20 protein-coding genes are annotated in these 25,042 nt (G+C 69.9%); 9 read left to right on the forward strand and 11 right to left on the reverse strand.

The features are described from left to right. Window positions 1-6 precede the first annotated feature (6 nt). Window positions 7-594, reverse strand: a complete 588-nt coding sequence (locus tag Cco03nite_RS02145) for a hypothetical protein (protein WP_203688195.1) — start codon at window positions 592-594, stop codon at window positions 7-9. Window positions 595-948: 354 nt separating this feature from the next. Here Cco03nite_RS02145 and Cco03nite_RS02150 point away from each other — a divergent pair, with 354 nt between their 5' ends. After that, window positions 949-1,353 carry an SHOCT domain-containing protein gene (locus tag Cco03nite_RS02150; protein ID WP_239167043.1) on the forward strand — a complete coding sequence of 135 codons (405 nt, stop codon included), beginning with the start codon at window positions 949-951 and terminating at the stop codon, window positions 1,351-1,353. 69 nt (window positions 1,354-1,422) lie between these two features. Further along, entirely contained in the window at window positions 1,423-2,004 is a 582-nt protein-coding gene (locus tag Cco03nite_RS02155) for a DinB family protein (protein WP_203688196.1), read from the forward strand. Window positions 2,005-2,068: 64 nt separating this feature from the next. On the opposite strand, the gene Cco03nite_RS02160 is transcribed toward Cco03nite_RS02155, so the two are convergent. The 3 genes from Cco03nite_RS02160 to Cco03nite_RS02170 form a co-directional block, all read right to left on the reverse strand. Then, window positions 2,069-2,713, reverse strand: a complete 645-nt coding sequence (locus tag Cco03nite_RS02160; RefSeq protein ID WP_203688197.1) for a DUF305 domain-containing protein — start codon at window positions 2,711-2,713, stop codon at window positions 2,069-2,071. A 174-nt stretch (window positions 2,714-2,887) separates the two neighbouring features. Further along, entirely contained in the window at window positions 2,888-5,875 is a 2,988-nt protein-coding gene (locus tag Cco03nite_RS02165) for a S8 family serine peptidase (RefSeq protein WP_239167044.1), read from the reverse strand. Between the two features lie 212 nt (window positions 5,876-6,087). Beyond that, on the reverse strand, window positions 6,088-6,513 hold the full coding sequence (locus tag Cco03nite_RS02170; protein WP_203688198.1) for a hypothetical protein: 426 nt from the start codon (window positions 6,511-6,513) through the stop codon (window positions 6,088-6,090). Between the two features lie 207 nt (window positions 6,514-6,720). On the opposite strand from Cco03nite_RS02170, the gene Cco03nite_RS02175 reads away from it, so the two are divergent. From Cco03nite_RS02175 to Cco03nite_RS02190, 4 genes are all read left to right on the forward strand, one after another. Then, window positions 6,721-7,296, forward strand: coding sequence for a hypothetical protein (locus tag Cco03nite_RS02175; protein ID WP_203688199.1), 576 nt, complete (start codon window positions 6,721-6,723; stop codon window positions 7,294-7,296). Window positions 7,297-7,447: 151 nt separating this feature from the next. Next, window positions 7,448-8,509, forward strand: a complete 1,062-nt coding sequence (locus Cco03nite_RS02180; protein WP_203688200.1) for a hypothetical protein — start codon at window positions 7,448-7,450, stop codon at window positions 8,507-8,509. Beyond that, window positions 8,496-9,134, forward strand: a complete 639-nt coding sequence (locus Cco03nite_RS02185) for a Fic family protein (RefSeq protein ID WP_203688201.1) — start codon at window positions 8,496-8,498, stop codon at window positions 9,132-9,134. Before Cco03nite_RS02180 ends, Cco03nite_RS02185 begins: the two co-directional genes overlap by 14 nt. 77 nt (window positions 9,135-9,211) lie before the next feature. Then, on the forward strand, window positions 9,212-9,604 hold the full coding sequence (locus Cco03nite_RS02190) for a VOC family protein (protein ID WP_203688202.1): 393 nt from the start codon (window positions 9,212-9,214) through the stop codon (window positions 9,602-9,604). 51 nt (window positions 9,605-9,655) lie between these two features. Here the strand turns inward: Cco03nite_RS02190 and Cco03nite_RS02195 are convergent, their stop codons facing one another. Continuing rightward, window positions 9,656-12,430 (reverse strand): S8 family serine peptidase, encoded by a 2,775-nt coding sequence (locus Cco03nite_RS02195; protein ID WP_203688203.1) that lies wholly within the window; start codon window positions 12,428-12,430, stop codon window positions 9,656-9,658. A gap of 196 nt (window positions 12,431-12,626) precedes the next feature. On the opposite strand from Cco03nite_RS02195, the gene Cco03nite_RS02200 reads away from it, so the two are divergent. Together Cco03nite_RS02200 and Cco03nite_RS02205 are read left to right on the forward strand one after the other, a co-directional pair. After that, on the forward strand, window positions 12,627-13,460 hold the full coding sequence (locus tag Cco03nite_RS02200) for a class I SAM-dependent methyltransferase (protein WP_203688204.1): 834 nt from the start codon (window positions 12,627-12,629) through the stop codon (window positions 13,458-13,460). Between the two features lie 39 nt (window positions 13,461-13,499). After that, a complete protein-coding gene (locus Cco03nite_RS02205) occupies window positions 13,500-14,072 on the forward strand; it encodes a hypothetical protein (RefSeq protein WP_203688205.1) in 573 nt (190 codons plus the stop codon). Window positions 14,073-14,186: 114 nt separating this feature from the next. Here Cco03nite_RS02205 and Cco03nite_RS02210 read toward each other — a convergent pair whose 3' ends face one another. The 4 genes from Cco03nite_RS02210 to Cco03nite_RS02225 all read right to left on the reverse strand — a co-directional run bounded on the left by Cco03nite_RS02210 (window position 14,187) and on the right by Cco03nite_RS02225 (window position 18,202). Then, on the reverse strand, window positions 14,187-15,416 hold the full coding sequence (locus Cco03nite_RS02210) for a serine hydrolase domain-containing protein (protein WP_203688206.1): 1,230 nt from the start codon (window positions 15,414-15,416) through the stop codon (window positions 14,187-14,189). A gap of 154 nt (window positions 15,417-15,570) precedes the next feature. Then, window positions 15,571-15,975, reverse strand: a complete 405-nt coding sequence (locus tag Cco03nite_RS02215; protein WP_203688207.1) for a hypothetical protein — start codon at window positions 15,973-15,975, stop codon at window positions 15,571-15,573. A gap of 723 nt (window positions 15,976-16,698) precedes the next feature. Beyond that, window positions 16,699-17,259 carry a hypothetical protein gene (locus tag Cco03nite_RS02220; RefSeq protein WP_203688208.1) on the reverse strand — a complete coding sequence of 187 codons (561 nt, stop codon included), beginning with the start codon at window positions 17,257-17,259 and terminating at the stop codon, window positions 16,699-16,701. After that, window positions 17,222-18,202, reverse strand: a complete 981-nt coding sequence (locus Cco03nite_RS02225; RefSeq protein WP_203688209.1) for a hypothetical protein — start codon at window positions 18,200-18,202, stop codon at window positions 17,222-17,224. Before Cco03nite_RS02225 ends, Cco03nite_RS02220 begins: the two co-directional genes overlap by 38 nt. 566 nt (window positions 18,203-18,768) lie before the next feature. Between Cco03nite_RS02225 and Cco03nite_RS02230 the strand changes: the two genes are divergently transcribed. Next, window positions 18,769-19,887: a DEAD/DEAH box helicase gene (locus tag Cco03nite_RS02230; protein WP_239167045.1), complete on the forward strand. Its 1,119-nt coding sequence runs from the start codon at window positions 18,769-18,771 to the stop codon at window positions 19,885-19,887. A gap of 73 nt (window positions 19,888-19,960) precedes the next feature. Here Cco03nite_RS02230 and Cco03nite_RS02235 read toward each other — a convergent pair whose 3' ends face one another. Then, window positions 19,961-22,285 carry a GmrSD restriction endonuclease domain-containing protein gene (locus Cco03nite_RS02235; protein WP_203688210.1) on the reverse strand — a complete coding sequence of 775 codons (2,325 nt, stop codon included), beginning with the start codon at window positions 22,283-22,285 and terminating at the stop codon, window positions 19,961-19,963. Between the two features lie 308 nt (window positions 22,286-22,593). Next, window positions 22,594-24,906: an ATP-binding protein gene (locus Cco03nite_RS02240; protein ID WP_203688211.1), complete on the reverse strand. Its 2,313-nt coding sequence runs from the start codon at window positions 24,904-24,906 to the stop codon at window positions 22,594-22,596. Between the last annotated feature and the right edge of the window lie 136 nt (window positions 24,907-25,042).

Below are 25,042 nucleotides of genomic sequence, written 5' to 3' on the forward strand. Positions count from 1 at the left end.
CTTCGGTCAGCGCCGGTAGCAGCGCCAGGCGTACGCGTCGGCGGGGTCGGCGGTCCGCGCGTAGGCGCCCTTGCCGTAGGCGTCGGCGCACGCGACGTCCATGTCGACGGCTCGCACGAACACCAGCAGGCGTACGCACTGCCAGCCGCCGTCCGCGCGGGGCGTCGCCATGGAGCCGTTCACGTGCTGCCAGCAGTACTTCGTCGCCAGCTCCTGCACCCCGGCCGCGTCGGCGGGGCCGACCTCCCGGTCAGGTGACCGCGAGGGGCCGGCAGCAGCCGTGGTCGCGGGTCGTGTCGGGCCGGCTGAGCTCGGCGCGGCCGCAGGGGTGGCCGTGGGCCGGGCCGATTCGACGGTCGGCTGCGCCGGGCCGATCGACCAGCTGCCGTCGGACGCGGTGTCGGGATGCCACGCCGAGGGCGGGGAGCCCGCATCGTCGCCGCCGGTGAACAGCGGCTGGATGCAGAGCAGCACGGCCAAGGCTGTGGCGCTGAACAGCCACCACCGTCGCAGGCGGCGTCGGCGCTGGTGATCGGTGTGCTGCGGCCGGCCGGCCCGGTCTTCTCCACCGGCTGCCGTCGTCTCGTCTGGCACGTGTGCAGTCCTCCTCGCGACGCTGCGACGCCTGGTCGGCCGGCACCACGACGCTCGTGCGCGGCCGGGGTGACGCGGCGGCAGGCCGACACCAGGTGGACGTCACTTTCCTTCATCACCTTCGTGATCAAGGCACATAATGGCCATCCGCCCGAACCTGCGCAAGCCGGGACCACTCGCACTCCGGTCACGACGGCCGTCCGGGTATTGGCCACGCCCACCCGCACGCCCCGGACGGCGGGTGCCTTCTCGGACCGTTTGACCACATCAACGCGGCATTTGCCCTAGCGTTTGGAATAAACCGGAAGCGATGACGCGCCGGGTCGAAATCAATGACATCCGGGGACGCACATGATGACCATGGCCCAGTCGTCGTTCGGCAACGGCGACTTCCTGCTGTTCATGTTCGAGTTCTTCCTGTTCGTGATCTGGTTCTGGCTGCTGATCATGATCTTCTCGGACCTGTTCCGTGATCACGAGACCTCAGGCTGGGCCAAGGCCCTGTGGACCATCCTGGTCATCGTCCTGCCCTTCCTGGGCATCCTGCTCTACCTCATCGTGCGCGGCCGCGGCATGACCGACCGCGCCCTGAAGCAGCAGCAGGCAATGAAGCAGCAGATGGACGCGCAGATCCGCGCCGCCGTCGGCACCGGCGGCTCGCCCGCCGACCAGATCGCGCAGGCGAAGTCGCTGCTCGACACCGGAGCGATCACCCAGGCCGAGTTCGAGGTCCTCAAGAGCAAAGCGCTGTCCTCCTGACCTGCGGCGCGGTTTCGGGCCCGGTCCTTCGGGGCAGCGCCGGCATACGCGCGGTGCCATAGTGGCGCGATGAAGGCAGACCTGCACGATTACCTCAGGGGCGGCCGCGACTCGCTGCTGTGGAAGCTCGACGGGCTCGGCGAGTACGACATCCGGCGGCCGCTGACCCGGACCGGCACCAACCTGCTCGGTCTGGTGAAGCACTCGGCGGCCACGGAGATCCTCTACTTCGGCGTCGTGTTCGGCCGGCCGTTCGAGCAGGAGCTGCCCTTCGTCGGCGAGGCGGCGGAGGCCAACGACGACATGTGGGCGACCGCGGACGAGACCCGCGAGCAGATCGTGGACCTGTACCGCCGCGCGGCCGCCCACGCCGACGCCACCATCGAAGCCCTGGCGCTGGACGACCTCGGCCGGGTGCCGTGGTGGGGCGATGCGACGCCCACGCTGCGCCACGTCCTGGTCCACGTCACCGCCGAGACGCAGCGGCACGCCGGCCACGCCGACATCGTGCGCGAACTCATCGACGGCGCGGCCGGGCTGCTGCCCAGCCACGACAACCTGCCCGCCGCCGACGAGCCGTGGTGGACGGACTACCACCGGCGCGTGGAGCAGGCCGCCCTGGACGCCGACAGACGGACGACCGCCGAGTGAGGAAACCGCTGACCGTGGCGACAGCCACCGCGGTCAGCGGTCGGTGCGTCTCGTCCGGGCCGGGTCAGCGCGAAGGCGTCGGTGTGGGACCGGCCAGGGCCTGCAGCTGCTGCTGCTCGCTGGCGGCAGTGGCTTTGAGCTGATCGGCGATGCCCTTGACGGTGGGATCGACGCCGTTGGCGAGCTCGGCGGTGATGGAGCCGAGCAGGCCCTCGTGGTTGGCGGAGAACAGCTCGACGACCCGGGCCTGGAACTGCTCAGGGCTGAGTCCCTGCAGTGTGGCGGCGTCGGGCATGGCCGGCAGTGACGGCATCGTGTTCGGCGCGGCGGACGCCATCGCGGGCATGGACGCCATCGCACCGGGCGCGGCCGAGGGCACCGGCAGGTTGTGCTGGGTCAGCCAGGCGGTCAGCTGGTCGATCTGCGGTTGCGAGGCCGATTGGACCTCGGTGGCATACTGCTTGAGCCCGACCGACTGGGCGCCTTCGACGGCCTGCTGCGCGAGCCAGCGTGCCTGCTGCCGCAGGGCGATGGCCTGCTGTGCGAACTGGACGTCGGTGTTGTTGAACTGGCCGGAGGCGCTGGGCTGTGCGGCCACGACGGCCGGTGCGGCCGGTGTCGCCGTGGTGGCGCCGCAGCCGGTGACGGCCGCGCCGGCCATGGTCATGGCGGCGGCGAGCAGGACCAGGGATCGGGTCCGGGTGTTCATGCGTTTCCTCCGGTGATCGGCACACAGTTCCGGATCACCGTATGACGCGGATAGCGGCTTTGTTGGCGAATCAGCCGATTGGTCGCTTTAGGCTTCACGTCGCCGCCTGCGGCTCAGCACGCGCAAGGGGCGCCTTCCCTGCCAGGGAAGGCGCCCCTTCTACTGCGTGGCCGGTCAGCCGTTGACGGCGAGCACCGTCCGGCCGATCGGAGCGCTGCCGTTGCCGTAGGCGAGCACGCCCAGGTAGCGGACGCCGGCGGTGAGGCCGGTCCAGGTCGCGGTGACCGTCGCCGGTCCGTTGACGGCCGCGGGCTGGGTGGCCGGGGTGGCGGTGAGGTTGCCGGCCGCCGTGTTCGGCACGACCCAGGCGTTGCCCGGCATCGTCACCGCGCCGGACGCCGCGAACAGGTGGACGTACACGTCGTAGCTGCCCTCGGTCAGGGTCACCGACTCCTGCGCGGTGCCGCCGGTGCTGCTGGCGACCTGGCTGCCGGTGTTGCCCGCCGGGTAGACGAACACGTCCACGTCGGTGCCCGCGGGCACGTCGGCGTCGAAGGTCGAGAACCGGGCGACGGCGGTGCCGGCCGGGACCGTCACCGTGACCTTCTTGACCGAGTCCGACTCCATCGGGGTGAAGGTCGGGTTCGGGCCGGCGAAGGCCAGGGTGCTGACGTCGGCGGCGGTCAGGCCGCCGACGGCGGTGGTCAGGGTGCCGGCGTACCCGGTGCGCAGGGACAGCGTGGTGCTGCCGCTGGTGCCGGTGCCGGTGGCCTCGACCGGTGCCGCCAGTGCCGAGTAGCGCACCGCGATCGGGCTGGTGACCTTGTGGTTGCGCAGGTCCGACCAGGTCAGCGAGCCGAACGCCCAGGTGCCCGCGGCGGCGGTGGTGCGGGTGATGGTGACCTTGAAGGTCTTGGACTTGCCCGGCGCGACCGTCATGGTCTTCGGCTCGACCTTGACGGTGAACCCGGCCGGGGCGGTGACCTGCGCGGCGTACACCGACGAGTTCTTGCTGATGTTGGTCACCCGGCGGGTGACCGTCTGCGCGCCGGGCACGTCGCCGACGGCGATCGACGGGTAGTTCAGGTCGCTCGGGTCGATCGAGCCGACCGAGGCGCAGAACTCCGGCTCGGTGATCAGCTGCAGCTGGCCGATGCCGCAGGCGTACTGCAGCCACTGCTCCGGCGTCGAGTCGTAGACCAGGCCCGGGTCGAAGGCGCTGCCGGGCACGACGTGGCCCGCGCCGTAGTTGAGCGGGGTGGCGTCGCCCTGCGACCACTGGATCGGCGCACCGGTGTTGTCCTTGGTGGTGGCCGTGGTCATCATCGCCGACTTGATCCACATCGGGGACCACTTCGGGTTCTTGCTCTTGATCAGGGCGGCGATGCCGGCGATGTGCGGGGCCGACATCGAGGTGCCCGACAGCGAGTTGAAGTGGTTGCCGCCGCTCGCGGCCGGCGACACCGCCGCGATGACGTCGACGCCGGGCCCGGTGATGTCCGGCTTGAGCAGGTCGCCGTTACCGGCCAGGGCCGGGCCGTAGGACGAGAAGCCGGCCATGGCCGGGGCGCGGACCGGGTCGGTGCTGACCGCGGAGATGCTCGCGGTCGGGTTCGCGTCCGAAGCGACGTACGCGGTGACCGCAGCGCCGGAGGCGGCGTCGAGGTGGATGCTGGGCACCGAGTGGAAGTCGGCGTTGAGCGACTGCGCGGCGCTGGTGTTGGCCTGGATCATGCCGATGCCGCCGGCCTGGGCGACCGCGGCGCTCTTCTCCACGCGGGCGTTGCCGCCCCGGTCACACAGCACGATCTTGCCGGTCACCTTCGCCGGGTCGAGCGTGTTGAGGTAGCACAGGTTGACCAGGTTCTGGTCCGCGCCCGGCAGACCGGCGTCGGTCGAGTCGATCAGCGTCGCGGGGCCGGCGGCCACGCCGACGCCGACACCGGTGTAGGTCGCGCCGTTGCCCAGGGTCACGGTCTTGGTGTTGCCGCGGTCGTGGGTGCTGGCCGCGACGGTGGTCAGCCACGGCGAGTTGTGCGCCACGCTGCTCACGCCGATCGTGTCACCGGAGTTGCCCGCAGACGCGGACACGAACACACCGGCCGCGGCGGCGTTGAGGAACGCGATCTCGGCCGGGTCCACGACGTACTGGCTCGACCCGGAGATCGAGTAGTTGATGACGTCGACACCGTCGGCGACGGCCGCGTCGATCGCCGCGACGATGTCGGCGGTGCCGCCGGAGGAGTTGCCCGCGGCCGGGTTGTGCCACAGCACCTTGTACGCCGCGATCCGCGCCGCGGGCGCCACACCGGACACGGTGCCGACGACGCCGCCGTTGATCGACGCGGTCACACCCGAGTTGCCGGCCGAGGTCGACGCGGTGTGCGAGCCGTGGCCGTTGTAGTCACGCGGCGACAGGAACTCGGCGTCGTTGACGTTGGCGTCGTCGTGGAAGTAGCGGGCGCCGATCAGCTTGTTGTTGCAGGCGATCGGCTGCTCGACACCGGTGTCGCAGGTGCCCTTCCACTTCTTGTCGATGACCCGCTGGTCCGGCCGCGGCGACGACAGCGCGGCGAACGACGGGTTCTCCGCCCAGATGCCGGAGTCGATGATGCCGACGATCACGCCCTCACCGGCGTGGGAGTCACCACCGAACTGCTTGCTCCACACCCCGCCGGTGCCGGTCAGGCCCAGGAAGTCACGGGTCGTGATCGTGTCGCCGGTCAGCTGCTCGCTCTTCCACACCCGCAGCACGCCGCGGTCGGCCCGCAGGCGCGCGACCTCGGCCGCGGTCAGCCGGGCGCTGAAGCCGTTGAACGTGACACCGTAGTCGTAGGACTTCTTGCCGGTGTCGACCCGCGCGCCGCGCAGCGCGGCGTCGTGCTCGCCGCGCAGCCGGTCGCGCCACCTCTTCGACGCCGCCGAATGCGCGTCCACACGCTCACCGGCGGCCGGGCGGGTCGCGGCGTAACCGCTGACACCACCGGCGTAGTTGGCGACCGGCTCGCTGACGGTCTGGACGAGGTACAGCGCGGTGGCCGTCGAGTTCGGCGGGGCGGCCTGCGCGCCGCCTGCCGCCGAGGCCGCCACGAGGGCGGCTGTCGCGACGACGGCGAGCGCCATCGAGGCCGGTCGGCTGCCGGCCGGTCGAACGAGTCTCACGGGGGTGTCCTCCAGAGTGAGGCGATAGCGGCGCGGGACCACGGGGTGTGGGTCCGGTGCGTTGATACGCCCTACCGCGATGCGAAGGGATCGTTGCACATTCCGGCAGCGGGGCACCAGAGGCAACAATCACTTCGACACATGCCGATCACCTATCGGCGCAGCTACACCCGCAACTCGCTCATGACGGATTGATGCCGTGTTCGACCTCGTCACCGTCGGCTCATCCAGAGCTGCACCGAGGAGCACGGGGCGGGGATGCCCTCGCAGACCGTGTCGGTGGCGGTCGGCATCACGTGGAAGTCTGCCGTCTCGTAGTAGAAGCACTTGCCGTCGGGGCCGAGGCAGTCGTCGCCGCGCGTCCAGCCTGCCTCGGTCATCAACCGGTCGATGGTGAGCAGGACTTCCACGTGGCTGCCGGGCGCGTTGTAGTAACGGTGCCAAGCCAGGTGGGATCTGACCCGCTCGGCGGACCGGCCGCGCGGCCTCCAGTCGGCCGGCATCGGCACGGCGTCCAGCGCCTTGGTGCCGACTGCAAGGATCTCCTCGTCGCTGGGGCCATCCGGCGGTGCGCAACCGGCTAGGGACACCACCACCGCGAGCGCCACGGCGATCAGCTGACGTCGGTTGAACCGCATCGGACATGCCCTCTCTTTCCGAATGGAAAGTCGCTCTGCCGAACACTGCCGGCACGACGACGGTGCGGCGATCGTGCCACGCCTCACGGCCTGGACACACCCGTCGTGGACGACATCGGTCGATGTTGTGAACGTCCTGTGTGGATCGGTCACCAGTCCCGGACCAGCCGTTCCACAGATTCGCCGTACGCCGGTAGCTTTTGTCTCATGAGCAGCGCGGCCGCGTTCCGGGAGAAGGCCTCCGGCGTGCTGATCTGGTTGGGCGTGCTCGCCGTCGCGCTGCTCTGGATGTGGTTCAACGCCTTGCTGGTACGGGAGATGGGCGCGGAGTCGCTCGCCCGGGCCGGATGGGCCGGTGAGCCCGGCACCGTCTACGTCTCCCGCTGCACGTCGGAGGTCATCGACCAGGAGACCATGACGGAATGGACCGACTGCGCCGGAACGTTCACGCCCGCGGACGGCTCGCTGTCGTCGCGATCGGTGGCGATGCCGAACGCCGGTGGGGAGCTGACGCCCGGAAGCACCGTCGAGGTGCGGCTCGTCGACGGCATGGCGTTTCGGCAGTCGTGGTTTCAGGCCGGCGGGTACGGGGCCGGGGTGCTGCTGTTCGGCCTGCTGGGCGGCGTACCGATCGCGGCTGTGGTGATGACTGCCTACGGGCTGAGCCCCATCGCGCGGCGCTGGTCCATGCCGTCCGGGGTGCAGGCGTATGTGTTCGGGGTGATCGCGCTCGCCGGCGAGCTCCTGCTCACGCTGCTGCTCGACCGGTCGGAACTGCTCTGACACAGCCGCCGGGTTCCGTTAAGCTCGCTGGCTGCCGTCTGGGAGGGCGAGTGTGACCGATCGAGTCGAAATCCGTGAGCTCTGGCGACTCACGTGGCGGGACGTCGATCCCGCCGCGCGGCCTGCGTTCGATCCGGCAGGTGTCGCCGAGGTGGTGCGGTCGCTGCCACCGGCCGCTGAGGTTCCGCAGCCCGGCGCCGACCAGTGGCTGGTCGACTTCTGGTACGACCGCATGACCGAGGCGCTGGTCGGGCACCTGGGCGACTGGGTGGTCGGCTGGTGGTACACGCTCGCGATGGAGGACTTCCAAGACCGCGGGGTCATCCCGGTCTGGCGAGGGCACCGCCCGCCGGTGACGACCCCGGACCAGACGCTGACCCGCATCGCCGAGGCCGTGGTGGCCTGGCACGAACTGCTGGTCGAGCTCGCCACCGACGCGCGCGGCCGTTTCGCCGCCGCGGCCTCGCCCGCAGCCGACGGTACGGGCGAGCCACCGGCCTGGCGGGCTGTGCAGGGTCGTGGCCGGGTGAGCGTCTATCCGGCGTTTCGGGAGCGCCCCCTGCCCCATCCGTGGGAGCTGAGCTGGGCGGACGCCGAAACCCTGGATGGGGTGTTCGACCCCGACACGGTCCCGGTGGTCGTGAGCGGTCTGGTGGCCGCGTCGCAACCGCCGTCGGCTCAGGCCGACTGGCGGCTGCGGGAGCTGTGGCTGGAAAGCATCTCGGCCGGGCTCGTCGAGCGGTACGGGCGGTGGGCGGTGGGCTGGCGCTGGTCGGTCGGCGAGGGCGACCTCGACGGCGGACCGGTCGGCTCGTGGTGCTGCCTGTCGCACTCGGCCGAAACACCGGAGGCGACCGCGGCCGGGATCGCCGCGGCCCTGGTCGAGTGGCGCGAGTGGCTCGACGATCTGGCGGAGCGGTTCGACCGGTTCCTGCCGTTGCCCGCCGATGACGTGGACGGCTGGGAGCGCGCGGTCGCGCATCTGGTGACCGCGGTCGGTGACCGCACGCAGTACGAGTCCGGCTGGTACGACTGCTGCAAGACCGTGCTCGGCTGGTTGCTCGAAGCGGCCGGCATCGAACCCGAGCGCCGGAAGGACCTGCTCGAACACGCGGTCTCCGGCCGCTTCGCCAGCTGGGTGGAGCCGGCGCGGGCGGTCGTGGAGTCGGTGGCCGAGGACCTGGCCCGGCGGGTGGCCGTTGACCACGCCTGACCATCTGGCGGTGTGGCAGCGGGTGCGGGAGGGCGTGGGCTGGCGGGATGTCGTCGCGCACCCGGCAGCGCCGGTGTCGGCGGCGCGTGACGGCTTCGCCGTTTTCGTCCACGGGTCGGCCGGGCGTGACCCGCAACGGGCGAGCCGCCTGCTGGCCGCGTACGCCGAGGTGCGGCTCGAAGCCGCGGCCGGCGCCGACCTCACCGTGGACCTGCTGGCCCGCTGGAATGGGACCTGTCGTGGTGTCCCGGCCGCGTCGTTTCGCCGGGCGGCGGCGTACGCGAAGAACGGCCGGGAACGGTACGGGCTGCACGCCGACACCGAGGACCGGTTCGTCTCGTGTCTGGCGCAGGCCGCCGACCGGCAGACTCCGGTGACGGCCCGCGCGGCGCGGGCCTACCTCGACGTGGCGTTCTTCCACCCGTACGACGACGGCAACGCCCGCCTGGCCGGGCTGGTGCTGCAGTTCGTGCTGCTGCGCGAGCGCGTCGAGCTCGACGAGGTCGCGCCGATCCTCACGACGGTGCGCCGCGCCGACGACGCCGAGGGGGCCGCGGACCTGGCCCGGCTGGTCCACGGGATCGCGGCGGCCACCCGTCGCCGCCGGCTGCGGGCGGACGGGTGACCTCACCTCGCTCCCCGCGCATCCCCGCCGAGCGCGCCACCTTGACAGGCAAGCGGATACTTGCCTAACGTTCGGTCATGAACACCGACGACCCCGCGATCACCCCGTTCCTGATGTTCGAAGGCGCCGCCACCGACGCCATGAACTTCTACGTCTCGCTGTTCGACGACGGCGAGATCCTCTCCGTGACGCCGCACCAGGGCGAGCACACCGGCGTGCAGCTCGCCGAATTCAAGGTGGCCGGGCAGCGGCTGCTGTGCAGCGACAGCTACGTCAAGCACGCCTTCACGTTCACGCCGTCACTGTCGCTGTTCGTCAAATGCAGGGACGAGGCCGAACTCACCCGCCTGCACGCGGCGCTGTCCGACGGCGGCCACGACCTCATGCCACCGTCGAACTACGGCTTCAGCACCCGGTTCGCCTGGGTCAGCGACCGCTTCGGAGTGTCCTGGCAGCTCAACCTGCCCTGACCGGCGGCCGCGGACCTCACGGCGTCGCCGCGGAGCTGCCGCGTCGGCGGTTCAGGCCCAGCCGTTGCGGGCGGCCGCCCAGCCGAGCTGGATGCGGCTCTCGACGCCGGCCTTGGTCATGAGCTGCCGGATCCGGCGGTGGACGGTGCGCAGCGACAGGCACAGCTGGTTGGCCACGGCGTGGACGGTCAGACCCGACAGCAGCAGGGCCAGCACCTGCCGGTCCAGGTCGTCGAGCTGGTTCTCGGTGACCGTGTCGTCGGCGTCGGCCGGTTCGAGCGGGAACGCCCGCGCCCATTCGGCCTCGAAGAAGGCGATCAGGACCGCGAGCAGGCCGCTGCGGTGGACCAGCACCGACGTCGGCGAGGCCGACGAGTGCAGCGGCAGCAGCGCGGTATGCCCGTCGACGATCATCATCTTGACCGGTACCTCGTCGACGACCCGGATCTCCTGCCCGGCCGCCAGCGATGCGCGCACGTCGGCCTGCATGTCCTGGGCGAGCAGCGCCTCGCGGTCGAGCAGCGCCCGGTAGCGTACGCCGCGTTTCATACCGGCGATCTCGGCGACGTTCTCCCGGTGCGGGACGACCCGCAGGTTCGGCACGACCATGGACAGCACCTCGTGGCGGGCCGCCTCCTGGATCTGGAAGAACCGCCGCCGGACGTCGGCGACGTCGGTGAGCACCTCGATCACGTCGTGGCGCAGGTCCGGGGAGCGGAACTGGTCGACCAGGTCGGTCACGGCCCGTTCGGCGTCGCGCAAGTCGTCCTGGCGCTGCCTGAGCAGCGCGGCCAGGGTGACGCCGGGCGGCGCGGGCACGTACACGGGATCGGGCTCCGTGCCCGGTGTGCCCAGCAGCCCCTGCTCGCCGAGCCGCTGCACCTCCAGCCACACCGACAGGTGCTCGCCGTTGGTGTCCTTGACCGAGAACGTCAGGTCGTGGCGCTCCTCCTCCAGGAACATGCCGAGCGTGGTGCGCGTCGCCGCGCCCGCGCCGCCGGTCGCGGCGATCTCGCCGAGATAGCGGCGGCCGGGCGCCCCGAGCTGCGGGTGCGCGGTGGCGGTCACCGACGCGGTGCCGTGGGCCGGGACGACGAGCGTGGACGCCGACAGGGTGAACATGCCCGGCGCCGGGGTCCCCTCGTCGGCGTGCGGGTCGCTGTCGTACGGGCCGCCGGCGACGTGGCCGGTCACGTCCAGCTGCAGCGACACCGGGCTGTCGCCGGTGTTGGTGTAGGTGACGGTCCGGTCGATCGGGGTCGGGCTGACCCGGCCCCACTCCTGGAACCCGAAGTACGCCGAACCCGTCGCGGTCACGGCGGCGTTCAGCCCGGCCGGGATGTCCACCCGCCCCGACCCCACCTGGTATGCCGTGTAGCCGTCCAGGCGCGCGGCGGTGCTCATGAGCGCGTCCTTGAGCTGCCCGGCCCGCCACTCGGGATGCCGCTGGGCGAGGATCGCCGCCGCTCCCGCCACATGCGGGGTCGCCATCGAGGTGCCGCTCATCGACGTGTAGTAGCCGTCGGCGGCGTTGCCGCCCGACCGGGCGGCGAGGATGTCCACGCCGGGTGCGGCGAGGTCGGGCTTGAGCGAGTAGTCGCCGAAACGGGGGCCGCGGCTGGCGAAGTCGGCGAGCCGGTCGGCCGAGTCGATCGCGGTGACCGTCAGGGCCGCGTCGGCCGCACCCGGCGGCGTGATCCACGCCTCGCCCCAGGAGTTGCCCGCGGCGACCACGAACAGCGTGCCCTTGTCGGCGGTGAGCTGGTCGACCGCGGCGCTCATCGGGTCGGAGCCGTCGGTCGGCTGGTTGCTGCCCAGGCTCATGTTGACCACGCGGGCGCCCTGCGCGGCCGCCCACTCCATGCCCGCGATGATCCAGGAGTCCTCGCCGTAGCCGCCGTCGGCGAGCACCTTTCCGACGATGAGGTCCGCGCCGGGCGCGACGCCCTTCTCCTGTCCGCCGGAGGCGGCGCCGCTGCCGGCGACGGTCGAGGCGACGTGGGTGCCGTGGCCGTGCCCGTCGGCGACGGTCTCGCCCGGCACGAAGCTGGCCGTGGTGGCGACCCGGCCCGCGAGGTCGGGGTGGTTCAGGTCGACGCCGGTGTCCAGGACCGCGACCTTCACGCCCTTGCCGTCGTATCCGGCCGACCACGCCTGCGGCGCGCCGATGTGGGCGGTGCTGTCGGCCAGGTTCACCCGCACCTTGCCGTCGAGCCAGACCTTCGCGATCCCGTCGGCGAGCACCGGTTTCGGGTTCACGTCGAAGGTGACCGCGCGCGGGGTGAGGGCTTCCCAGACGTGGCGCATCTTCTGCTTGGCGGCCTTGACGGCCGAGCCGCGCACGCTGGTCAGCGGCCGCAGCTTCGTCGTGCCGACCGGGGCGGGTTTCGCGGCGCCCTTGGCGTCGGCGTAGCCGACGATCAGCGGGATGCCGTCGGAGTGCTGGTCGTCGTACCCGTTCTCGATCAGCAGCGTGACGTCGAACAGCCTGCGGTCTAGCGTGCCCGCCGCGACGTAGGGCATGACCTCGGCGGGGAAGACGAACAGGTCGTCGCCGATCGTCTGCACGTGCACGCCGCCCCGGGCGCCGCCGGGACGCCGGACGTCGGTGGCGTACTCGCCCTTGGCCGTCTCGGTCACCGAGACGACGTCACCGGTGATGAGCGTGACCGTGGTGGTGGGGCCCGGGCGCGCCGGTGCCGCCATCGCGGCGTCGGCGGCGGATCGCGCCAGCGGGCCGACGAGCAGCGTCGAGGCGAGCGCGCCGACCGCGAACGCGGCCAGCAGGCGGCGCCCGCTGCGGCGGAGCAGTAGGTGAGGGGACATGCACGGATCTCACCGGCCGGCGGCGGGTTCCCGGAAGGCGTCGGCGCTGGCGGCGTACTGCCATGGCAGGGATCAGCCACCAGCGTTCCTCGTCCTTGAACCGATCCAGAAAGCGTGTCGATCGGTTTGCGTCCGGTGGAAGCGAGAGAATCCACCTTGGTATTCGGTGGCGACTGTCTTGCAACCGGGAGCGCAGATGGCCGACTGGGACGGCGCCGGTTACGCGCACATCAGCGGGCTGCAGCGCGCCATGGCGACGGCCTCGCTGGAGTCCGTCGCGGTCACGGGCACCGAGCAGGTGCTCGACGTCGGCTGCGGCGACGGGTATGTGACCCGGCTGATCGCGTCCCGGGTGCCCGACGGAGCCGTGCTCGGCGTGGATCCGTCACCCCGGATGATCGAGGTGGCGCGCACCGCCGACGACCAGCTGGCCAACGTGTCGTTCGAGGTCGGCGACGTCGTCACCATGACGTTCGGGCCCGACTTCGACCTCGTCGTCTCGTTCAACGCGCTGCACTGGGTGGCCGAGCAGGAGACCGCCTACCGCAACATCGCGGCGGCGCTCAAACCCACCGGGCGGGTGCTGGTGCAGTTCGTCTGCCAGGGTCCCCGGCGCAGTGTCGAACGCGTCGCGATGGACACGGCGCACGATCCGCGCTGGGCGCACGCGTTCGACGGCTTCACGCAGCCGTACGTGCACATCGAGCCCGACGCACTGTCCGCGATCGCGGGACGTGCGGGCCTGGAGGTCGTACAGCGGTCGGTCGTCGACCGCGAATGGGACTTCGGCTCGCGTGAGCAGTTCGCGCAGTGGTGCACGGTCGGGTTCGCGGACTGGACCTCACGGCTGCCGGCCGCGGACGTCCCCGCGTTCGTCGACGCCGTCGTCGACGGATACCAGACGGTCACCGGTGAACCGGGGGTGTTCCGGTTCCTGCAGTTGCGGGCCGAGCTGCGGCCGCGACAGTCGCGGCCCGTTTCGCCCGGCGGGCTTCCCGGACCGTGTCAGGCGTCTGAACGCCAGGGCTGAGAAATCGCCGGTGCGCTGCGGTGACTACAGTGCGCGCCCATGGGACACGTTCTGGCCCGCGTCGCCGGCTATGGCATGGTGCTGACGCCGTACTGGCCGTACAAGTTCGAACGGTCCGACGCCGCGCCCGACGCCGTGGTGGTGACGAACCGGGGTGCAGCCGGCCCGGCGAAGGCGCTCCTCGACCCGGCGGACGCGCACTCCGTACCCGGCGTCGTCGACGTGGAACCCGGCCCGGACCATCCGTTCTGGGTCATCGAGACCAGCGCCTTCATCGCGGCCTGGCCGGCAGGCTTCAGCGTCGAGTCGACCAGCGAGCCGTACTGCCTCGCCGGCGAGCACGACGCGTCGATCTCCGTGCAGGGCCCGGTGCGCATCGCCGACCCGGACGTGATGATCACCCCCGGTCAGACGGTCGTCGCCCGCCGCACGATGGGCCCTGACGTGCAGGTCATCGAGCTGGCGTACGAGCACGACGGCGAACCGTGGTGGCAGGGCGTTTACCTGTATCCGCGCAAGGACGGCCGCGTGCTCGTCGTCACCGCCCAGTCCCGCGAGCCGGGCATCGCCACGGCCCGCCGGGGCGTGGAGTGGATGCTGGCCCTGACGTGAGGGGCGGCGCGACTCTGCTGGAGTCGCGCCGCCCCTGTCTTCGATCCCTGCGTTCGACGCCGACCGCCACGTCACGGTGGCCGTCGTCCGTGTCTGCTGGATGCGGGCCTGCTGTCAGTCGTCGAGCGACTGGTAGACCGTGGTCCAGAAGTCGTGCATCGCCCGGATGGAGTCCGGGACCGACGCCCCGACCTGGGTGAGCAGGATGCCGGTGAGCTGCTCGTTCGGGTCGGCGTAGGTCGAGGTGCCGCTGCCGCCGTCCCAGCCGAACTGGCCGATGTTGGCGTAGTCGCCGCGGTAGGTGCGCACCGCCATCCCGTAGCCCCAGCCGCCGTGCTGGCCCTGACCGAACGAGATGTGGACGTTGTCGCGGGCCATGGCGTTGCGGGCGGCGTTCTGCTCGGGTGTGAGCTGGTTGGTGGTCATCAGCTGGACGGCGGGCCGGGACAGGATCCGTTCGGAGCCGTGCATGCCGTCGTTGAGCAGCATCCGGAAGTAGGCGTGGTAGTCGTCGACGGTGGAGACCAGCCCGCCACCGCCGCCGGCGAACGCCGGAGCCTGGCTCCACCTCCCGCTCTCCGAGTCGTCCCACACGTGGAACTCCCCGGTCTGCGGGTCGGGGGCGTACAGCGGCGGCAGCCGGTCGATCTTGTCGTCGGGCACGTGGAAACCGGTGTCGTTCATCCCCAGCGGCTCGAAGAGCCGTTCGGCCAGGAACGACTCGAACGGCTGGCCCGACGCCCGGGCGACGAGCACGCCGAGCAGGTCGTTGCTGATGTGGTACTGCCACTGCTCGCCGGGCTGGTGCATCAGCGGCAGCGCGCCGAGCCAGCGCAGCCACTCGTCCGGCTCGGGCATCGGCTCGGGCAGGTTCGGGGTGAGCCCCTGCTCGAAGATCGCGCCCATGATCGGGGTGCCGAGCGCTGTCATGTCCATGCCGATCCCGAACGTGGAGGTCAGCACGTCCCGTACGGTGATCGGCCGCCGGGCAGGGACGGTGTCGTCCAGGGGGCTGTCGATCCGGGTCAGCACCCTCCGGTCGGCGAGTTCGGGCAGCCACTGCTGCACCGGGTCGTCCAGCCGCAGCCGGCACTCGTCGAGCAGGATCATGGCCGCGGCGACGGTGACCGGCTTGGAGGTCGAGGCCATCCGGAAGATCGTGTCGCGGCTCATCGGCGGGCCGCCGTCGTGGCGCATCGTTCCGATCGTCTCGACATGGGTCTGGTCGCCGCGGCTGACCAGTGCGACCAGGCCGGGGATCTTGCCGGAGTCGACGTGCCGTGCCAGCACGTCGTGCAGCTTGTGCAGCCCCGTCTTGGAGAAACCGCCGTTGCTGTTGTTCATGATGAATCTCCTCGTGTACGCGTTCGGTCTGTTGGATCGGTTCCGGTTTGTCGTGGTGTTCGATGAGCGGTGCGCGGGATCGGGGTGGGCGACGCCGGTGTGACCGGCGTCGCCCGGGGCCCCGGGGTCCGTGCCTGGACCCCGGGGCAGGAGGTCACGCTGCGTCGAGCGCCGCGGTGATCTTGCGGATCATGTCCGCGACGGTGGGGCTGACGCCGTCCTTGCGGGTGGCTGCTTCGACGGCGACCAGGACGGTGCCGCGGAAGTTGTCGGCCTCGGCCGGGTCCTGCTTCTTGAGCAGGCTCATCGCCTCGGTGAGCGCCGGGAGCACCTGGTCGGCGATCGCGGCCACCGAGCTGCCCTTCAGCTTCACGGCCGTCGACTTCTCGGCGAGCACGTGCCCGACCGGGCCGGTGGCCGAGGCCAGGGCGATGGAGCCGTCGGTGGCGATCCGGTGCGGGGAGCCGCCGGCGGCGCCGGCTGCCGACAGGAGCGTCACGGCGCCGTACGCGGCGGTGCGCAGGGTGAGCTTGTCCTGGTGGTTGAGGGTGAGGGACATGGTGGGGTGCTCCTTCGAAGCCGGTACGAGATCGGATGGGCCGGACGGACGGCGGCACAGGGTCCGGGCCAGAGGTGGTGCTGAGTCCCCTGCCAGAGCCTTGAGTTCGTGTCGCCGAACCGCTCATGGCACCTACCGTCGTCGACCGTCCTGTCACCGACCCGTCGCCGGCCTGACACGGCCACTGACATACCGGCGCGGCATCCGCTCCGGCGGCCTCCGCAGAGCGTGCAGCGCACGACCGGGCATGGTGCCGAGGAGGAGATCGCTGTGCCGACCAGCGGACACGGTGCAGATGTATTTCTCACTGAGGCGTGCCGCCCACGGCGGGACGCCAGTGGTTTCCTGAATGAGGTTCGAGAGGGTCCCACGGCACCTGTCAGGCGTGCACGCGGCGATCTTCCAGGTGAGCCGTCGCCGTCTGGTTGGCCGCCCATCGGGGATCTGACCGGCTGCCCACGGTGTACCGGCTCGCTCGACGGGATGCGCGTCGAGCAGCTCCCGGATGCCGGCCCGGGCCACCATCACGCACGCGTGACGGTGCCGGAAGGCGAGCACGCACAGCCGTCCCGGCTCCAGATGGAACACTGCCGCGTTGCTTGACGCCAGACGCGGGGCGTCGGCGCTCACATGGCGGGCATCCTCACGGTCGGCTCCGTTCGAGCCGCAATTCGCGCATGACGCGAGGTGATCCGCAGTCTTGATCGGCTTGCCAGGTCGGGTTCAGCGCAGGGCGGTGTGTGCGTCGGCCAGGAAGCGGTCCCGTTCGTCTCCGTGGGCGATCGCCGCGTTGTAGACGGCGTCGATCGCCGCGGCCAGCGGATCTTCGATCGCCAAGGCGATCAGTGCGGGGAATGCGGCGGCCTGCTGAAGCATCTCCGTGATCTCTTGGGTCCGGAACACTCGTGGATCGGGGTAAAAAGCCACGGTGGTACGCGGCACTTCGGGATCGGATAGCAGCCGGTTGAACGCCGCGGCACCGCCCTGCTCGGTGAGCAAAGGGCGCAGCGGGCGGGCGGCGTCGGCGGCGGCAGGCGCTTCGGCGATCCAGCCGACCTGCTCGAGCCCGGCCACGCGCATCGCGTGGCGGGCGGCCCAGCAGGCGGTTTCTCGCTGGCGGGCGGCAGGCAGCGCTTCGATGCGGTCAAGCAGCGGGCGGTCGATCCGCGCCAGGGACTGTGCCTGACCGGGGAGCCCGCGGACACGGTCGGACGGCGGTGTGCCTCCCCACCGCTCGGCTTCGCGCTCAGCCTGCCGGCGGCGGGCCCTTGTCGGCGAGTGCATGTGCCTGCGCGGCCTGCTCGCGGAGCGTGTCCATCCACGGATACCGGCCGGCGGTGTCGAGCAGGTGGTCCCAAAGCACGCCGAGGGCGAAGGCGTGCCGGCCGAGCACTGCCTCGTGCCGCAGCGTGAAGCCGTCCGGGCCGCGAGTCAGCCGCACCGTGCTCTGTTCGTCGTCCGGCAGCGCAACGAGTGGCTGAGGAAAGATCGGCTCGTCGGCGGTGGCCCAAGTCCAGCTGAAGGTCTCGCCGTCGACCGGCTCCAGCCGGACCTCCAGGTCACCTGCGGGCAGCACGCCCACCGGGACCTCCACCGGTGCAGGCCGGTGGCGGACCACCGTCACCCGCGACAGGCCGGAGTCGTCCTGGTAAGGGTCGTCTGGCAGCGGTGGCAGGATCGCCGGGCGGCCTGACGGGCGCGGTGCCAGTGACAGCATCGCCCACTCAGCGGCCTTCGCCGGTTTCTGCTGCCAGCCCCGGCGTTGCGGGTCTGCCAGCAGAGTGCGTGATGGCGTCTGTTCGGATACCGCCCAGATGTGCAGCGCATGCCGCTCCGGCGGGTCGCCGTCGCTGTGTACGGCCTCATGCAGGCGGCCGCGCGCGTGCACCCGAACCCGGATCAGCCCTCGCGGAACGGCGACACCGGCGAGGCCCGCCTCGGTGCCGCCCATCAGACCGATGACCGAAAGCCTGCCGCTCGGGCTCCAGAGCGTCGCCTCACTGATCGCATCCCAGCCCGTGTCGACCTGTTCGGGAGGCTCAGACAGGATGTGAGCCCGTGCCTCGATCCAGCCGGTGTGCACACCGCAGAAGCCGGTGAACGTGTTCGGCCCGCCGACGTGCAGCAGCCCGTCACCGAGGTTGTAGATCGCCATCCCGGACGCACCGGGCACAGTCGATACCTCGTACTGGTTGTAGCTGATGAACAGCCGCGTCCAGCCGGTCACGTAGGTTCGATGATCTGCGGCAGGCAATCGTCCACGGCGTGATCCTAGGGTTGTCGTCATGGGGCAGCAGAGGGCGAAATCGACGGGATCCTGCACCGGCGATGTCCAGGACGGCTGGTGCCAAGTTGGACGCCGCCAGGGTCGTCGAATGCGGCCCGGCTACCTCTGATGAACAGGCAGCGGTCGTCCCTCGCGTGCACGGAGGTCACGACCGACCTGCCTTGCCCGTTCGAAGGCGTCACCTGATGGGGTGAGGCGGAACGGCGAAGTGACGTGCCCGGATGTATAGCTGCGACCATCGACCGGGCCGCACATCCCCTCGCCTGGCCCGAGTTGACAACGGAATACAGACTTTCACATTCGGTTTTCATATGGTCACGCCATGTGGTCAACAAGAGAATCCGATCAAGGTGTCGCATCGTCCCGCGCTGTGCGGTCACGCCGTCTCCCGGGCCGGCGAATGGCGGCATTCGCCACTGCCGCCGCGACAATCGCGAGCGTGCTACTGGCCCCCGAGCCGGGGCACGCAGCCGCACCAAGGTGCAGCGAAGCGCTGTTCGTCGACCGTGGCGTCGTTCCTGCAGCGCCTCGGCCGCACCGGACGGCGGCCCGGCAGCACCCGCAACTGCCTGTTCCTGGCAGTCGACACCGGCTCGCTGGTCGAGGCGGCCGCGCTGCTGCTGCTGTGGGGCCGGCACTGGGTAGAGCCGGTGGTGGCGCCGCCCGAGCCCCGCCACATCGTCGCCCAGCAGATCCTCGCCCTGTGCTTGCAAGATCACCGTATCGGCGACCGGAGTTGGCAGCAGTCTTGGAACGCGCTCGCGCCCTTCGACACGAGCGCCGCTCCGATCGTCCGCTACCTCGTGGACAACGGCTACCTCGAGGATGACCAGGGCATGCTGTTCATCGGCCCCGCGGCGGAGCTGCGTTTCGGCCGTCGCAACTTCATGGAAATGACTGCGGTCTTCACCGGGCCGCCTGAGTTCACGGTGCTCACGGGCCGTACTGAGCTCGGTCGCATCGACCCCGGCCTGCTCACCGAGGAGGTCCAGGGCGAGCGTCGACTCTTGCTGGGCGGGCGGAGCTGGGCCGTCACCTACATCGACTGGCGTCGCCGTCGCTGCTTCGTCGAACCGGCCGACGGCGGCGGCCGTGCCCGCTGGACAAACCTGGGCTGGGCCGGGCTGTCCTTCGCACTCACCCGCGCCATGCGCGATGTGCTGCTGGGTGCAGACCCGCCGGTACGGCTGACGAAACGTGCCGTGGACCGGATCGCGCGCGCACGCGATGAGCAGTCGTCGGTGGTGCACCCGGGCGGCAACGTCATCGTGCGGGACCACCGCGGCGACGACGTCCGCTGGTGGACCTGGGCCGGTTATCGGGCCAACGCGACGCTGGCCGCCACGCTCGGCGGCATCGCCGACCCCATGCAGCGCTTCGACGACCGGCACATCCGCCTGCGAGGAGACCTCACCCCCGTGATGTGGCGCGAAGGGATCGCCGACGCGATGGAGCGGATCTGCCTGCCGGAGGTCAGCGACAGGGCGCTGGTGGGTCTGAAGTTCAGCGATGCGCTGCCGAAGCAGTTGGCGATGGCGACGCTCGCCGCCCGGCTGGCAAGCACCGACAAAGCCATGGACGTGCTCGCTGAAACCCACCGGTTCCTCGTCAAACATGCTGACTGACCCGTTCGGGTCCGAGCATCGCCTCAAGGCAGCCTGACTGCCTTGAGGCGGCGGATCAGCAACAGCCGATCAATCACGCGGGATAGTCGAACTGGCGCAGCCGTTCCCGAGCGGTCTCCATCTCTTCCGCGGTGAACAGCCGAGCGAACTCTGCCCTGGTCACCAGCGCTTCAACAGTCAGGTCCAACCGGCCGCGTTCCCACAGTGCAACGAAACCATCCGACACGACGGCACTGGCCAGGAGCTTCTTCGCGGTCGTGATGCCTCCGTGCTCAGCGAGCATGCCCAGGAACAGCGAGGCGTTGTGGCCGGCCTCGGTGCGTGCGGCCTCATAGATTCCACGCATGGCCTGGTCGAAGTCAGCTCCGCTCGCTGCACCTGTACCAGCCTGCTCAACGGCCGTCGGCGACTCCGGCATCACCGCGATGGAGGACTCGCCGGCTTCGAGGCCGTCAGCGGGCTCCTCACCGTCGGCGAGCCCCGCGGCCTCCTCATTACGGCGCGCTACGTAACCCAGCAGCGCGTCGACGGAGGTGAAGACCTCGTAGCCGAGCTCCTCCATCCGCGGCAGGTCGGAATTGAGGTCCAGTTCCAGCACGACGGGGCGGCCCAGTCCTGGCTGCAGGCCGTCCGGCCAGAACGCCTCGGCGACCGCCAGCACCCGCCCGGTCGCAGGATCGGCGATCTCGCTGTCCAGCGCCGGCTCGGCACAGCCCGCCGCTGTCAGCTCACCGACCAGCGCCTTGATCTGAACGTTGCGGACGTCGTCGGCGTCGTCCTCGCGAACCTCGACCCGCTGCAGTGGCTCCGCCGCAGGCTTCGTGCCGTCGCGCAGGCTGGTGAGCAGGCCGTTGGCGGCCGCCGCCAGCAGTTCCCGCCGAGCCGCGAGGAAGTCTCGGTAGCGGTCGAGGCGCCAGAGCGCGGGATCGGTCGGGATCCACTGGGATTCCAGAGCGCCTGGGTGCTTCTGCTGCGTCTCGGCGAAGTAGTCGTCCGGCTGCCGCTTGCCGATCGCCAGGTTCGTCTGCTGCGTCAGAAAGCAGAAGTTGGCTACGGCGTTGACCTCGGGCCGCTTGTAGTCGTGCTTGTAGAGCAGCGCCTTGGGGAAGATGTGGTGCACCTGCAGCGAGGTCAGATTGCCGAGCATCTCCGCCTTCAGCTCCAGACCCGAGCCGAAGTCGCGGGCACCCTGAGCCCGGGTGAGGAGGTAGAGCAGTGGGTAGAACCGCGACCCCCGGCCGAAGCCCTCGAAGTCCTGCCCGTCGATCGTGAGGTTGCCGCCACGCCACCGGGTCAGACTGGCGATGAGCCCGTCGATGCCACCGCGGGCCAGCGTCTCGTAGTCCTGGGACAGGACCGTCTCGGTCGAGCCGGCGAAGCGTCCCCACAGGGCAGCATGGACATACCAGTAGAGCATCCGATCGCGCTCGGCGGCGTCCGTGAACGAGCCCCCGTTCAGGTGCAGGAATCTGGAGACCACCGGGAAGGCATAGCGGCCCATCAGCACCCGGTCGTGGTCGAGGCCGAGCCGCCCGGAAATGACGTCGAGAAAGCCACTGACATAGTTCTTGCTCAAGGTCAGCGCCTTGGCGAAGGCGGCCGAATCCACACCGTCAAGCGATTCGAACTGTGCTCGGCCGGTGGCCACGGCGTTGACGTTGCGCAGCAACCAATCGAGGTTGAACTGGAAGCCAGCCGATGACCAGGCGCTGAGGTGCTTGCGCATCCTCGAGCGGACGTCGGGTGCCTCAGCACAGATCTTGGCCAGGGCCAGGTCGCCCTTCGACAGCTTGGTACCACCCGAATTGACGCGGTTGAAGATGTCGACGACGACATCAACACCCTTGTCCGCCCCGGTGATCTTCTCCTGGTGGAACTGCCGATCGAGAATAGTCCGCAGGCGGTTCAGACGGGTCATATACGAAACGATCTTCGGGGCCGTCTCAGGATGCCCGCTCAGCTTATGGATCTGTGCTTCCAGACCTCCGACGAAGAGAGCCGTCACATCAATCCACGTCGGATCACCCTTCATTTTCGCCGGCGCGAAGAACTCGAAGGTCTCCTCTTCGACGTTGAACCTCAGGTTGGTGAACGCGGTCTGGTCACCCTCGAAGAAGGCCGGCGGCTTGCCGCGCGCGACTCCATACAACGACGTGATCCGCTGCTGTCCGTCTAGCAGCATGAGCTTTACCCCGTTGCCCACCTCGCCGGTCCCACGCACCGAACCCGGGTTCGTTTCGGTCTCCCACACGAGCAGCGCACCGACCGGGTAGCCCAGATAGAGCGAACGCATCAGTCCACGCACCTGGTCCCGGTTCCAGACGTATCCACGCTGGAACTCGGGAAGCAGCATCGTGCCGGAATCGATCTGGTCAAGAATCGTGCTCAACTTGCTCATATCGACGCTCCCACACATCTCGGCTGTGGCTACTATCTCAGCCCTGGCCCCGCTGCAACGTTCTGGAACCGCCAGGAATGCACGTGGTGACCTTTGTCGATCAATACTTGTGGCCCGCTCAATCTTCGACGAGTCACCGGAACGCGCCCCGAGGCGCGGCCTGGAGACCGCCTCCGAGCAGGACGAACGACCCCACAACGAAGCCTGGGGTCTCCGAACTACATGCGCCCTGGGTACATGATCACGATGGCCGGCGAACTAGGCCCTAGAACACACCACCACGCTCGCCGGAACGCTCACCTCGCCCGTTATGGTCGGATGAGTCGCCGCAGGTGGACGTCCAGGGCTCCGTCATAAATCAGCAGGTCGTCGGGTCTACCGGCAAGGCAGCGGTGCGCGAACGGCTCCGACACGCGCCGGACCGCGCGGATGCTCAGCTCCGGCCCGCAAAGGCCTAGATCGCACCCGCACCGGCCGGATTCGGCACCGTAGGCCATGACCCGGCTCCGCAGACACCCCGGCACCGCATCCGCGCTCAACGCGCGCACGCGCAGCTGGGTGCCGGTCTGCCCAGCTTCGATCACGCGCAGTCGGGCCTCGACAAGATTGAGCACCAGCGTGACCGCCGCAAGGGTGCGCGCTGCCCTGTCGTCCAGGTCGTCACCGGCAGCGGCGAGCGCGTCGGTGTCGTCGACCCAGACGACGGCGTATACATGCCGACTCAGCGGCTCATGACCCAGCCCGACGAAGTCCCGAAGCAGCCGGGCGTAGCTGGCGGTTATCGGGTGTCGGTCGTCGACTTGTTGCGCCACCAGCACCGAGAACGCGTCCCGGCGCGCCGGATCACCAGCCGTCGCCAGCAGGGCGGCTTGCAGGGCGAGCAGGCGCGACACCCAGGATGTCGCTGCGGCAGCCGTCAGCGCTATCGAACTCCAGACCGGATCGGGCAGGAGGCGGCTCGCGCTCATGGCATGGTGTGCCGCATCCTTGAGTCCCTCCGCCAGCGAGATCTCGATACCCAGATCGGGCCGTCCGTTTGTGGCCAAATCACCGCCTGGAACCGTAGCGGCGACCAGGCGGTCGAGAAGCCGCTGCACCTTGGCCGCCACGCCGCCTGTGGCCGTGACTGCAACGGTAGGCAGAATCCAGCACAGCGAGGCTGCGGCGTTGCCATGTTCGCCCCAGACAGCACCGCGGCGCCCCTGCCAGGCCAGATCACCCGATTCCGCGGCCCGCACATGCTTCTCCCACGACTGGTGTAGTCGCCGCCACGCCAGATCCCCCCGCCCGCAGATTGCTGCCGCGATGTCGCGGCGCAGCTCGTGTGACGTCCGATTGAACAGAGGGGATCGCAGCCGGCTCCAGAGCAGGTCGAGCGCGATGGCTGTGAGAACCTGAGGCAGCCGGTTGACATACATCGTCCGGTCGAAGTCGTCGGCCTTCTCCCAGAGGCGCTCAAGCTGCCCGGCCGTGAGCATCGGCGGCTCCTCACCCAGCGCCCGGATTGCCCGGTCCGCGTCGCCCATCGCGCTGAGATACCCGTTCCGCAATGCCACCTCGTAAGCCTGCCTCCAGACCAGGTCACGCTCGGCAATCCCATCCGCCATCAGCGTGCGCTGGATGAGTTCGCCGGCGAACGCGCCTCCGCCGCGCGCGCCCGAATGCCGAAAGGCGTTTCTCGACATCGCCAGACGCATTCCGACCGCAAGCTCCCGCAGTTCCGGGTCCAGGAAGCGGATCACCAGGTCACCCGCGTGCTCCCGCCGCTCAACGATCACCTTGCGCTCCAGTTCGGCAAGGCCGAGCATGAATTCATCGATCCTCGACCAGTCCAGGCGCGCGACCACCTCGGTCCAGGGCACCTGCGTTCCGTCACCCAGCAGCAGGAACTCGAGGATCTGCCCCAGCGTCTCCCCTGCCATGGACCGGTCATCGATACCAGGGCCGGGCGAGGTCTGCGGTAGGAGACCCACGGCGTGAAGGCGGCGCATGAGCAAAGCCGTCGGACCGTCAGCGGCAATGTGCTCGTGTAGGGCGACCAGCAGCGCCTCTTCGTCGCGAGCGGCCTGCCGCACTTCATCAGCCATGGCCCGCAGGGTGTGCAGTCCCAGACGAAGGTGTGCCAGCTGAGAACCGAGCCTCCGCGACGGCGTGTGGAACCCTTCCAGCGCCACAGCGGCCGTCCCGGCCACCAGACGCGCGAGAGCGTCGCTGCCGATGGGGGTCAAACGCAGGCGCGACCGCAACAGTTCCGGCGGCGTCGAGTTGGCGTCGACGATCACGACATGGGCCAGTCTCGCCGCGCCAAGCTCCTCCAGCCGCCTGCGCGTCGTATCGACTGCTGTTGCACGACGGGCCGCGTGGGGAGACGAATCGATCCCGTCGACCAATACGACGATCTCCCTCCGTCTCGCCAGGAGTTCCATGGTTCGCACAAGCGGTGCGTCGACACCCGCACGAGCCATAAGTCGCCGGAAGGCGTCGGTTGCGGCCTGTACCACGGCGGTGCCGCTCAGATCCCACTCGTTCAGCTCGATTGCCACGACCCCCTCATCGCTGAGGATGTCGACCAGCTGGCGCAGGAACGTGGTGCGGCCACTGCCCGCCGGCGCCTCGATCACGATGGATCCTGATTGCTTCGGATCCACTAACTGCGCCGCGACCGCCCTCGCCTGCCGCACACGGTCGGGAGTACGCTCTCCAGGGCCTTGACCTGCGCGATGCGCCTCCAACAGCCGTCTCAGCGACTGCCTGCGC

The organism is Catellatospora coxensis, from assembly GCF_016862635.1.
Taxonomy (GTDB): domain Bacteria; phylum Actinomycetota; class Actinomycetes; order Mycobacteriales; family Micromonosporaceae; genus Catellatospora; species Catellatospora coxensis.